General features: G+C 62.1%; 12 protein-coding genes. 7 read left to right on the forward strand and 5 right to left on the reverse strand.

Annotated elements, in window-relative coordinates; translation table 11 throughout:
- Positions 1-61 precede the first annotated feature (61 nt).
- Together C5J24_RS16490 and ald are read right to left on the reverse strand one after the other, a co-directional pair.
- Positions 62-748: a PadR family transcriptional regulator gene (locus C5J24_RS16490; RefSeq protein ID WP_105419359.1), complete on the reverse strand. Its 687-nt coding sequence runs from the start codon at positions 746-748 to the stop codon at positions 62-64.
- A 181-nt stretch (positions 749-929) separates the two neighbouring features.
- The gene (gene ald / locus C5J24_RS16495) at positions 930-2,048 is read right to left on the reverse strand and encodes an alanine dehydrogenase (RefSeq protein ID WP_105401135.1); all 1,119 of its coding nucleotides are present in this window, start codon (positions 2,046-2,048) and stop codon (positions 930-932) included.
- A gap of 153 nt (positions 2,049-2,201) precedes the next feature.
- Here ald and C5J24_RS16500 point away from each other — a divergent pair, with 153 nt between their 5' ends.
- Entirely contained in the window at positions 2,202-2,663 is a 462-nt protein-coding gene (locus C5J24_RS16500; RefSeq protein WP_105401134.1) for an Lrp/AsnC family transcriptional regulator, read from the forward strand.
- Here the strand turns inward: C5J24_RS16500 and C5J24_RS16505 are convergent.
- Both C5J24_RS16505 and C5J24_RS16510 read right to left on the reverse strand, forming a co-directional pair.
- Positions 2,658-3,491: a DMT family transporter gene (locus C5J24_RS16505; RefSeq protein ID WP_105419361.1), complete on the reverse strand. Its 834-nt coding sequence runs from the start codon at positions 3,489-3,491 to the stop codon at positions 2,658-2,660. The two genes, C5J24_RS16500 and C5J24_RS16505, sit on opposite strands and share 6 nt — an antisense overlap.
- Positions 3,488-4,087, reverse strand: coding sequence for a TetR/AcrR family transcriptional regulator (locus tag C5J24_RS16510; protein WP_245446676.1), 600 nt, complete (start codon positions 4,085-4,087; stop codon positions 3,488-3,490). Before C5J24_RS16510 ends, C5J24_RS16505 begins: the two co-directional genes overlap by 4 nt.
- A 187-nt stretch (positions 4,088-4,274) precedes the next feature.
- Here C5J24_RS16510 and C5J24_RS16515 point away from each other — a divergent pair, with 187 nt between their 5' ends.
- From C5J24_RS16515 to C5J24_RS16535, 5 genes are all read left to right on the forward strand, one after another.
- Positions 4,275-4,613 carry a PilZ domain-containing protein gene (locus C5J24_RS16515; protein WP_105419365.1) on the forward strand — a complete coding sequence of 113 codons (339 nt, stop codon included), beginning with the start codon at positions 4,275-4,277 and terminating at the stop codon, positions 4,611-4,613.
- Positions 4,614-4,916: 303 nt separating this feature from the next.
- Positions 4,917-6,536 (forward strand): sensor histidine kinase, encoded by a 1,620-nt coding sequence (locus C5J24_RS16520; RefSeq protein ID WP_105419367.1) that lies wholly within the window; start codon positions 4,917-4,919, stop codon positions 6,534-6,536.
- On the forward strand, positions 6,533-6,901 hold the full coding sequence (locus C5J24_RS16525; protein WP_105401129.1) for a response regulator: 369 nt from the start codon (positions 6,533-6,535) through the stop codon (positions 6,899-6,901). Before C5J24_RS16520 ends, C5J24_RS16525 begins: the two co-directional genes overlap by 4 nt.
- Positions 6,902-7,059: 158 nt before the next feature.
- Complete coding sequence (locus C5J24_RS16530) at positions 7,060-9,048, forward strand: bifunctional 2',3'-cyclic-nucleotide 2'-phosphodiesterase/3'-nucleotidase (RefSeq protein ID WP_105401128.1); 1,989 nt, start codon at positions 7,060-7,062, stop codon at positions 9,046-9,048.
- 79 nt (positions 9,049-9,127) lie between these two features.
- On the forward strand, positions 9,128-9,964 hold the full coding sequence (locus C5J24_RS16535; protein WP_105419369.1) for a PhzF family phenazine biosynthesis protein: 837 nt from the start codon (positions 9,128-9,130) through the stop codon (positions 9,962-9,964).
- Between the two features lie 88 nt (positions 9,965-10,052).
- Here C5J24_RS16535 and C5J24_RS16545 read toward each other — a convergent pair whose 3' ends face one another.
- Positions 10,053-10,613 (reverse strand): DUF2087 domain-containing protein, encoded by a 561-nt coding sequence (locus tag C5J24_RS16545; protein ID WP_105419371.1) that lies wholly within the window; start codon positions 10,611-10,613, stop codon positions 10,053-10,055.
- Between the two features lie 300 nt (positions 10,614-10,913).
- On the opposite strand from C5J24_RS16545, the gene C5J24_RS16550 reads away from it, so the two are divergent.
- On the forward strand, positions 10,914-11,942 hold the full coding sequence (locus tag C5J24_RS16550) for a CorA family divalent cation transporter (RefSeq protein ID WP_105419373.1): 1,029 nt from the start codon (positions 10,914-10,916) through the stop codon (positions 11,940-11,942).
- Positions 11,943-11,948: the final 6 nt, after the last annotated feature.

Below are 11,948 nucleotides of genomic sequence, written 5' to 3' on the forward strand. Positions count from 1 at the left end.
AAAGCGCGCCGTTCTATCGAAGCGGCGCGCCATCATGTTCGTCCTGAAGCCCGCTTAGGCTTCAATTCTGGGTATTGTCACCCTGCTCGTCGCCGCGCTCAAGGCTTTCGGCGAGATCGAGCAGCAACCTGACGATCTCACTGCCCTTCCTTTCGTCGCCCTCGAGCTTGCGGGCAATCACCTCGCGAAGGTTGAGCATGGCGGAATCGACGCTGCGCGGCAGTGACGGGCCGGATTCGCGGCCGCGCTCGTGGCGCTCCTGCCGCTGCTTGATGCGCTCGGCAAGCTGCGACAGCCGATCGAGGATCGTCGCGGCAAAGCTGCGGTTCTCGTCGAGATACTTGCGGCCTTCGTCGGTGATCGCATAGCGCTTCTTGTTGCCGTCCACCTCGGCGACGACATAGCCGGCCTCTTCGAGGTAGGTCAGCGTCGGATAGATGACGCCGGGGCTCGGCGCATAGAAGCCGTAGGTGAGATCCTCGATATGCTTGATGATCTCGTAGCCGTGGCGCGGTTCCTTCTCGATCAGCGCCAATACGACGAGGCGCAGGTCGCCCTGCATCAGGAAGCGGCCAATCCGGCCATCGCCGTCGTCGCCGAAACCGCGGCCGCCGCCGGGACCACCCCGGCCGCCGCGTCCAAATCCTCCACCGAACGGGCCTCCGCGGGCGGCGAACACTTCCTCGAACCCTTTGCGGCCGCCGCGTTCGCCGCAGCCATTACGTCCATCGAACCTGTGCTTGAACATTTTAATCTCCTTAGACTGTCTTTCGATATATCTAAAGATAAGCACACTAGATGCTCCGTCAACGACTTAGATATATCTAAATCATATCGTGTTGATTCTGAACACAGAAAAACGCCGGACGCGAAGCGCCCGGCGTCTCTCCAGCCCCTAAAGTGTCTCAGCCGGTCCGCGGCACTTCCGGTTACGCGACGCTGAGCAGGCTTTCCGGAGCGAAGGCCTCGTAGCCGAGCGCTTCCGCGACCGGCTTGTTGGTTACCCGGCCCCGATGAACGTTGAGGCCGTTGCGCAGGTGCCTGTCTTCGGCGATCGCCCGCAGGCCACGGTCGGCCAGCGCCAGCCCGTGCTGCAGCGTCGCATTGTTCAGCGCATGCGCCGAGGTCACCGGCACGGCACCCGGCATGTTGGCCACGCAATAATGGACGATGCCGTCGACCTCGTAGGTCGGCTCGGAATGCGTCGTCGCATGCGAGGTTTCGAAGCAGCCGCCCTGGTCGATCGCGACGTCGACCATGACTGCGCCCTGCTTCATGCCTGACAGCATCTCACGGCTGACCAGTTTTGGCGCGGCAGCACCGGGGATCAGCACGGCACCGATGATCAGGTCGGCGGAGAAGACCTCCTCTTCCACCGCATCGATGGTCGAATAACGGGTGTGGACGCGTCCGTTGAAGATGTCGTCGAGCTGGCGCAGGCGCGGCAGCGACCGGTCGATGATCGAGACGTCGGCGCCAAGCCCGGCGGCCATTCGGGCCGCATGCAGGCCGACGACGCCGCCGCCGATGACGGCGACCTTCGCCGGCAGCACGCCGGGCACGCCGCCGAGCAGGATGCCGCGGCCGCCATGGGCCTTCTGCAGCGCGGTGGCGCCCGCCTGGATTGCCAGGCGGCCGGCGACTTCCGACATCGGAGCCAAGAGCGGCAGCCCGCCGCGATCGTCGGTGACGGTCTCGTAGGCGATGGCGGTGACGCCGGACGCGAGCAGACCCTTGGTCTGTTCCGGATCGGGCGCGAGATGGAGATAGGTGTAGAGAAGCTGGCCGTCGCGGAGCTGCACCCATTCGGAGGGCTGCGGTTCCTTGACCTTGACGACCATGTCGGATCTTTCGAAGATTTCCTTGGCCGAACCGACGATCCTGGCCCCGGCTGCCACATAGGCGCCGTCATCCGCGCCGATGCCGGCACCTGCCTTGGTCTCGATCAGCACCTCGTGGCCGTGGGCCACATATTCACGTACCGCGCCGGGCGTCAGCCCCACGCGGTATTCATGGTTTTTGATTTCCTTCGGGCATCCGACACGCATTCAGCGTTCCTCTCAGTTGTGGCTTTCGCCGTTGATGTTCCCGTGAGGAAGAAAACCAGAAAATCGCGTGAATGTCCTTGCGAAGACGAATTGCGAAATGTCGCATTTTCGCAGATAATTGCTTGAACGGCCAATTTTTCGAAGGATCCACGAATGAGCGCATTCGATGCCATTGATGTTGCGATCATGCGAACCTTGCAGCAGGAAGGCCGCATCTCCAATGCGGAGCTTGCCGAGCGTGTCGGGCTGTCGGCGTCCGCCTGTTCGCGGCGGCTCGACATCCTTGAGAAGAACGGCACGATCAGCGGTTATCACGCCCGACTTTCCAACAAGGCGCTCGACTACAAGATGATGGTGATCGTCCACATCTCGCTGTCCGGCCAGTTCGCCAGGACACTCACCGAATTCGAGGCGGCGGTGAAGCTCTGCCCCAACGTTCTGGTCTGTTACCTGATGTCGGGCGAATACGACTACATCCTGCGGGTCGCCGCCAAGGACCTCGAGGATTACGAGCGTATCCATCGCGACTGGCTGTCGGCGCTGCCGCATGTGGTGAAGATCAATTCGAGCTTCGCGCTGCGCGAAATCATCGACAAGCCGAATGTGGGACTATGAAAACCCGATGAGAATGGCGCCGGCCGCAACCACGATACAGGCTGCGATGCGCTTCGCGGAGAGCGTCTCGCCGAGAAACAGCCAGCCGATCATCACCGCAAACACGACGCTTGTTTCCCGCAGCGCCGAAACCGGTCCCGCCGGGGCCATCGAATAGGCGAGCAGCACCACGCCGTAGGAGACGAGCGAAACCAGGCCGCCGCCGATCGCTTTTACCGTTTCACGGGACCGCAGATCGATCCGCAGGGGTCCGCGCATTGCCATGAAGGCGACCAGGAGCAGGATGCCGGGCAGCACAAAGACCCAGGCGATATAGGCGCTCGTATTGCCGGACAGGCGAATGCCGACTGCGTCGATCGTCGAATAACCGGCAATCGAAACGCCGGTCGCCAATGCGTAGAGCATTGAACCGGTCGAGGCTTTCCCCCTGCCAAGGGCCAGAAGCAGGATACCCAGCACCACAAAACATATGCCGACCATCGAGAGCGGCAGCGGCAGTTCCCGCGCGAAAATCACCCCTGCCAGCGTCACCAGCAGCGGTGCGCTGCCGCGGATGATCGGATAGACCTGCCCCAGTTCCCCATGCCGGTAGGCGGCGACCAGCAGCAGGCTGTAGATCAGCTGGAAGACCGCGGAGCCGACCAGATAGAACCACGCTTCAGGGGACGGCAGTGGCAGGATCAACGCCACCGGCAAGGCGACGACCGTCATCGCCAGCGCCATGATCGTCATTGTCCAGAACCGGTCGGCGCCGGAGCGCAGGAACGCGTTCCAGCAGGCATGAAGCGCGGCTGCAAAGAGGGCGAGCAGGACGACGGATGCACTCATGTGCGGCGGCCTGCGGCGACAATATCCGCTGCCGCCTTGCGTGCCGCGTCGATGGCTTTAGCGCCCTGCCCCATCTCGGCCATCAGGGTGGCTCCCTCGATGAGCATCAGGATTGCGGTGGACGCCGTTTCAGCTTGGGCGCCGGACATCCGTTTCGCCAGAATTTCCGCCATGCGGCGCCGGAGGCTCTCCTTCTGCCTGACGGCGGCTTCGAAGACGGGATGACCGGGCGAGCTGTATTCGGCAACCGCATGGGCAAACAGGCAGCCGTTGAAATCCGCCCGATTGAACCAGCGCCCGTACCACCCGATGATATCGTCGATCATCCCTTCCGGCTGCTTCGACAAGGCGGCCATGCGGTCGAGCTGCTCTTCGAAACGCCGGAACCGCTCATCGAGGACTTCGACGATCAAGCCCTCCTTGGATGGAAAATGACGATACATGGTCATTTTGGCCACCTGGGCCTCGGCGATGATCCGGTCGATACCGGTCGCGTGAAAGCCGTCCTGCCTGAACAGCCTGTAGGCCGTTTCGACAACATGCTGCCGCTTCGAGGAAGTTTGCGAAGTCTGCTCGGATGACACGAAACATACCATAGTGATGAGACAGGTCTGTCTCATCACTATGGACATTGCTCACGACCGTCAAGCCACGGCTCTCAAGGAGCCTTCGCTATCAGGAGATTCGGGCCATCGATAGATTTTTACGGATCGACCTAAGCAGACTTCAACAGGTTCTCCCTATTGGTGGGAACAACAGAAGAAACAACGAGGGCCGCACCGCATGATCACCACCAGCAACGGACGAATGAAGACCCGTAGTGCCGAGCGCAAGAAAACCCGCATCCTCGGTACGGTCAAATACTTCAACCAAGCCGTCGAAGGCCGCGTTACCGACCTTTCGCCAACCGGCATGGCGCTCGACCTCGGCGGACGCACGTTGCATGCCGCCGACGGCAGTCCGGTCCGGATCGAAAGCGAGGAACTCGGCATCCTGGAAGGCACCGTCAAATGGCGCCGCAGTGGCCGCCTCGGTGTGCAGTTCAGCATCAACAGCAATGCGGTGGCGCAGGTATCGTCCTATTTCCGCTTCTTCCACAGAGAGGTTCCAGCCTCGCGCTGAAGGCCGGTTGGCTCAATTCGCTTCCACTCTACTTCAATTTATTCGTGCGTCCCGAATCATCGCCATGCATAACTGAAACCAATGTAAAGACGGCGCCCAACGGAAATATCAAGCGATGAGTGGCATTTACTAATTATTTACTACTTGCCGTTGAATCCATAAGTGATAAAACCCTAATCTAAACCGGAGCCGGCGAAACTAAAACCGCCCTCGTCAAGAGTAGCGGCTGTTCAAGTGTCCACGTTTTTTCCGCCTGTATTGAGCCGACAGCCACGGCGCACAGGCAAAACAAAGGATGCTTAGATGGTTGCTGTTCCCTTTAGCCTGCCCTCTCCGACATCGCGGGCGCCGCGCCTGCTGGTTACCCTCGTGACATGCTTGGTAGTCGCGCTCCTGGCACTGGGCGCACTTCTGGCGCAGTCCGACGAGCCGAGCCGTCCGGCCGTCACTGCGGCCGAGGCGGCGGTCCTGCTGGCGCTTGCGACCGCCTTGTTCGCAGCATCCATCTGGGCAAAACGAAGGATACAGCGCGATATCGACGCCAAGTTCTGCCGGCTCGAACGGTTCATACAGGCATTCGGGCAGACGCAGGGCATGTTGCGCAGTCTTGACGGCAGGATCGTATTCTGGGGGATCGGCTCGGAGCGCCTTTACGGCTATTCCGAGAAGGAAGCCCTTGGAAAGGACAGTGTCGAGCTCCTGCACACCCGCTGCCCAAGCTCTCTCGAGGAAATCAATTCGGCCCTCGTTCGTGATGGCGAATGGCAGGGTGAGCTCACGCGTCGCCATAAGGACGGCAGGGAGATCCACATCGTCAGCAAATGGTCGCTGAGCCGCGGCGAGGCCGGGGAGCCGGAAGTCGCGATCGAAGTCAGCCATGATATCACCTCCATCAAGCTGGCCGAACGGCAGCTCCATCAGACCAACACCCTGCTGCGCATCATCCTGGAGACCGCGCCGGGACTGATCTACGCCAAGGACCTGGAGGGTCGCATCATCCTGGCGAATGTCACGACGCTCGACCTGATCGGCAGGCCATGGTCCGAAGTCGAGGGCCGCACGGACATGGAATTCCTGGGCAGCAAGAGCCAGGCCGGGGCGGTTATGGCCAACGATCGCCGGATCATGGACCAGGCGAAAACCGAGGAATTCGAAGAGGCCATCAGCCACGCAGGCCACCATCCGCGGATATGGTCGTCGACCAAAGCCCCCTTGCGCGACGCCGATGGCAAAGTCATCGGCCTGGTCGGCGTCTCGGTCGAGATCACCGACCGAAAACGGATCGAAGAGCGGCTGCAGCTCATGGTCAACGAGCTGAACCACCGCGTCAAAAACACGCTTGCGACCATCCAGGCCATCGCCTCCCAGACCCTGCGGGGTGGCGATCCGATCGTGCGCCAGAACCTGGAGCGGCGGCTCATGGCACTGGCCGCCGCCCATGACGTGCTCACCCGCGAAAACTGGGAGGGAGCTGATATCGACGACGTGGTGACCGGCGCGCTGGCACCCTTCGGCGAGGGCGGCGACTATCGCTTCGCGGTCTCCGGCCCGTCCCTCCGGCTGTTGCCGCGGGCGGCGCTCGCGCTTGCCATGGGTCTGCACGAATTGACGACCAATGCGCTGAAATACGGCGCGCTCTCGACGCTCAACGGCCAGGTCGCGATCAACTGGCAGATTGTCCGGGGCGCCAAACCTCTGCTGCGATTGACATGGACGGAAAGCGGCGGCCCGCCGGTCGTGGCTCCCTCGAGACGCGGGTTCGGCGTCAGGCTGATCGAGCGCAGCCTTGCCCAGGATCTCGGCGGCAAGGCATCGGTGATATTCGACCAGCCTGCCGGGATCATCGGCACGATGGAAGCCCCGCTCGCCGATGTCGCCGTCTCGGCGGAGGTGACGCCATTCATGCAAATGGGGGCAAGGTGAACGACACCCATATCTTCGCCGGAATTCGCGTCCTCATCATCGAAGACGAGGCGCTTGTCTCGATGATGCTCGAAGAGTTCCTGGAGCAGATCGGCTGCAGGACGATGGCGACGGCCTCGCGGCTCGATGATGCGATCATCAAGGCCCGGTCGCTTCCGCTGGACATGGCCCTGCTGGACGTGAACCTCGCCGGCGAAGCCAGCTTTCCGGTCGCCGAGATCCTTACTGCGCGGGACATTCCCTTCATTTTCGTGACCGGATACGGACCGCTCGGCCTGCCTGCCGACATGCGCCACATCCCCGTCCTTGCCAAACCCTTCCAGATGGCCCAACTCGTCGACGCGATGCGGATGGCGGCCTATTGATACGTCCGGTTGACACGTCATCCGACCGCTTTTGGGATAGAGCCGGCGATCCTCACGACTATCTCCTCCACCGCTCAGAATCCGCTTGGCGATACAATCCACGCGGGTCAATATGGCGCCGAATTGTCGCTTATCGGTCCGTTCCAAGGAGGCTGCCCATGTCGTCGCTCAACGATCTTCATCCGATCACCCGCCGCTCGCTGCTCGGAGGTCTTGCCGCCTCGTCGGCGCTTGTCATGCTGCACCCGTTTGCCGCCCGTGCGGCCGGCAATCAGGCGCATCTGCGCATCATGGAAACGACCGATATCCACGTCCACGTCTTCCCCTACGACTATTACGCCGATAAGCCGAACGACACGCTCGGCCTTGCCCGCACTGCCTCGGTCATCGACGCGATCCGCGCCGAAGCCGGCAATTCCATGCTGATCGACAATGGCGACTTTCTGCAGGGCAATCCCATGGGCGACTACATGGCCTATGAGCGCGGCATGAAGGATGGCGACAAGCACCCGGTCATAAAGGCGATGAATGTGCTCGGTTACGATGCCGGCACGCTCGGCAACCACGAATTCAACTACGGCCTCGATTTCCTGTTCAAGGTTCTGGCCGGTTCCGGCTTCCCTTATGTCTGCGCCAACCTCAGCAAGGGCCAGCTCGCCTCCGACGCCAAGAAGGACGAGCTTTTCCTCAAGCCCTACGTGATCGTCGAAAAGCAGATTCGTGACGGGTCGGGCGCAACGAGCCCGGTCAAGGTCGGCTTTATCGGCTTCGTGCCGCCGCAGATCATGACATGGGATGCAAAGAACCTCGAAGGCAAGGCGCAGACCCGAGACATCGTCGACGCGGCCAAAGCCTGGGTGCCGGTCATGAAGGAGGAAGGTGCCGACATCGTCATCGCCCTCTCCCATTCCGGCATCGACGGCGGCGGACAGAGCGACCGGATGGAAAACGCCTCGCTCTATCTCGCGGGTATCCAAGGCATCGATGCGATCTTCACCGGCCACCAGCATCTGGTCTTCCCGGGCACCAAGGATTTCGACGGCATTGTCGGCGCCGACACCAAGAAGGGCAAGCTGATGGGCAAGCCGGCCGTCATGGGCGGCTTCTGGGGCTCGCATATGGGGCTGATCGACCTGCTGCTCGAAAAGGACGGCAAGAGCTGGAAGATCGTCGATTCCACGTCCGAAGCCCGGCCGATCTACCATCGCGACGAGGCCCGCAAGATCGTCGCCGACGTCAAGGACAAGCCGGAAATCATCGCTGCCGCGAAAGAAGAGCATGAGGCGACGCTCGCCTATATCCGCCGCGCGGTCGGCAAGAGCTCGGCGCCGCTCTATTCCTACTTCGCACTGGTCGCCGACGACCCGTCGGTGCAGATCGTCGCCAATGCGCAGACCTGGTACATCAAGGACATGCTGAAAGAGGGCCAGTACAAGGACATTCCCGTGCTCTCTGCGGCGGCGCCCTTCAAGGCGGGCGGGCGTGGCGGCGCCGAATATTTCACGGATGTCCCGGCGGGTGACATCGCCATCAAGAACGTCGCCGACCTCTATCTCTATCCGAATACCGTGCAGGCGGTGCTGATCACGGGAGCGCAGGTCAAGAACTGGCTCGAAATGTCGGCCGGCATGTTCAACCAGGTGCAAGCCGGCGCGAAAGACGCGCCTCTCCTCAACAATGACTTCCCGTCCTACAATTACGACGTCATCGACGGAGTGACCTACCAGATCGACCTGTCGCAGCCGACCCGGTTCGACAAGGACGGCAAGCTCATCAATGCCAACTCCAACCGCATCGTCGACCTCAAGTACAACGGCAAGCCGATCGATCCGGCCCAGAAATTCGTGGTGGCCACCAACAATTACCGCGCCGGCGGCGGCGGCAAGTTCCCGGAGATCGCCGGCGACAAGGTGATCTTCGTGGCGCCCGACACCAACCGCGATGTGATCGTGCGCTATATCGTCGAACAGGGCACGATCAACCCGTCGGCCGACGCCAACTGGTCGTTCAAGCCCCTGCCCGGCACAAGCGCCATCTTCGAGACCGGCCCCAAAGCCCGCCAGTTCGCTAGCGCGGTCAAGGGTGCCAAGATCGAGGACGCCGGCGACGGCGAGAACGGCTTCGCCAAGTTCCGGCTCGTGCTGTAACGGCCAATACCACCTTTCGGCGATATCTGGACGGCAGCCTTGGCTGCCGTCTTTCTTTTCAACTGCATGAGGCAAGACAATGCCAAAATTCTCCTTCCAGCAGGTCGACGTCTTCTCCAGCCAGCCGATGCGCGGTAATCCGCTTGCGGTGGTGATCGGCGCCGACGGCTTGAGCGACGCGCAGATGCAGTCCTTCGCCAACTGGACCAATCTCAGCGAAACGACATTCCTGCTCAGGCCGACCGATCCGAAGGCCAGCTACCGGGTCAGGATTTTCACACCGTCGCAGGAACTGCCTTTCGCCGGCCATCCGACGCTCGGCAGTGCGCATGTCTGGCTCTCGCAGCAACAGGCGTCACCGACCGGCGATATCGTGCAGGAATGCGGCGCCGGCCTCGTCCGCATCCGTCGTGACGGCAATCGGCTTGCGTTTGCGGCGCCGCCGCTGACCCGCAGCGGCCCGGTGGATCCGGCACTGGTGGATCGGATCACCAAGGCGCTCAGCCTGCCCACCAACCTGATCGAGGATTCCAACTGGTGCGAGAACGGCCCGGACTGGATCGGCGTGCGCCTGCCCTCGCGCGCCGATGTGTTGGCGGTCAAGCCGGACTATTCCGCTCTCGCCGGCACCCGCGTCGGGCTCGTCGGACGCTTCAATCCCGATCTTGACGGCAAGGACGCGCAGTTCGAGGTGCGCGCCTTCACCCGCAACGGCTATGAAGATCCGGTCACCGGCAGTCTCAACGCCGGCCTTGCCCAATGGCTGATCGGATCCGGTGTCGCGCCGGAAAGCTACGTTGCGGCCCAGGGCACCGTGCTTGGTCGCGCCGGCCGGGTGTATGTCGACAAAGTCGGCGACGATATCTGGATCGGTGGAGACGTGGTCCCATGTATTCAGGGTGCGCTGGAACTCTGATCCGATCGGAGATGCCATCGGCAGGGAAATTCCCGACCGATGGCTAACAATCGCGATTTGGACCGATACGGAATGGGCCGACCGACGGTTATGCCGCCGCTGCCCTGGCGAGATCGATCCGCGACAGCAGCAGCTTCAATTCAGCCGGCGGCTTCTGCTCGATGCGCCGGTATTCCCGGCCGTCGCGGGTGCGCTGGACGAGACCGAAATCGAAGAGGTCGCGGCGCAACATCGCGGCGTCGCCGAACAGGTGCAGCGTGTTCAAGAGTTCGCTGATCTGACGTTCGGTGAACTCCCGGTCCGCCGGTATCTTCGACCACAGGAACCACAGGCAGAGCTCCTGCAGCCCGCGCTTGCCGGGCCAGCGCACCAGCCTGCCCTCCTCATCGAAATGGCGCGCTGTCTTGAGCACCCGCGCCTCATCGGGGGCCGGCATGTCGTCCAGCACCGGGCGCCATTCAGCGACGACGTCGGCCGTTTTGGCAGCAGCCCGAAAATGCTGGTAATTGCGAAAACCCGCTGCGCGCGTCAGGAGATTGAGCATCTCCAGATGGCTCGGCTTGTGATCGAACCTGAGGATTTCGCTGCGAAGGGATTTGGCGAAAGCCGACAGGTCGGCGATCTCCATGGGAAAGATGGATCTCGGCATGTCTTATCCTTAAACGCGCCATTCCCTCAAAATCAGGGTGTCGCTGGTCGCCGGCTTGTCGACTCTAGCACGGGATAAGTGCTGATCATCTTCGTCTATGCAGGTTTAGCTTCCCTTTCGGGACGGCAACGCCTCGGTGAACTGCAGACCGCGGCGCCGTTATAGCAGAGGTCCAAATATCGTCAACTCGCAGCCGGCGCGCTCCGGTCGTTCCGCCGTTGTTGAGGGAATGCTTACCCTTCGCGGGCATGGTGTTTGCTGGTAGAATCGATCCGAAATCGGCGGGGAGGACGCGCACGGATGCTCGAAAAGGCAAAGACCGCGGTAAGCTACGGAGACGAGCCCGGCCTGCGCTTCGCCCTTGTCCTCGACGGGCACGGCGGCTGCAGGACGATGAACATGGCCGAGGCCTGCAGTTGGAAGCCGGGAGACGGCCTCGTCTGGCTGCATTTCGAGCGCGATCATCCGGCAACGGCAGAATGGATAAACACCAATGGCGGCTTCGATCCGCTGGTGGCGGAGGCGCTTCTTGCAGAGGATTCCCGCCCGCGCGTCGAGCCCCTGGACGACGGGCTGCTGATCATCCTGCGCGGTGTCTGCGCCGCTCCGCCGGAAGAAGCAGAAAAGAACTCCGACGAGATCGACCTCGTCCCCCTGCATATCTGGGTGGACGAACACCGGCTGGTGACATTGCGCGACAGCGGCCACTATATCACGGCACTACGTGACATCCGGCGGGCGCTCGACAACGGCAAGGGTCCCCGGCAGGCGGGAGAACTGCTGGCGCTCGTCAGCGACAAGCTCGTCCGCGATCTGGAGCCGGTGCTCGACGACATGGACGAAGAGGTCGACGAACTCGACGAGCTGATTTTCAAGGGAGAAGCGAGCGAGGTCCGCCAGAGGCTCAAGCTGCTGCGTCGCCGCGCCGTGCAGCTACGCCGCTATCTCGCGCCGCAACGCGACGCGCTCAGCAGGATCGAGCACGACGACGCGCCATGGCTCAGAGAGCGGGACAAGCTCCGCTTCCGCGAGGTCATCGACAAACTGATGCGGTTCATCGAATATCTCGACGCGATCCGCGACCGCACCGGCATCCTTCATGACGACCTTTCCACGGTCATCGGCGAGCGGATCGCGCGCAATTCCAACCGGCTTGCCGCGCTGGCGGCCCTTCTCCTGCCTCCGAGCGTCGTCGCCGGCCTCTTCGGCATGAATGTCGGCGGCATTCCCGGCGTCGGCGAGACCTGGGCTTTCCTGCTCATCGTTGCGCTGGTCATCGTTATTTCCGCCAGCACGCTGTGGATCCTCAAGCGCATCGAGTGGCTCTGAACCCCA

It is taken from the genome of Neorhizobium sp. T25_27, from assembly GCF_002968565.1.
Classification (GTDB): Bacteria; Pseudomonadota; Alphaproteobacteria; order Rhizobiales; family Rhizobiaceae; genus Neorhizobium; species Neorhizobium tomejilense.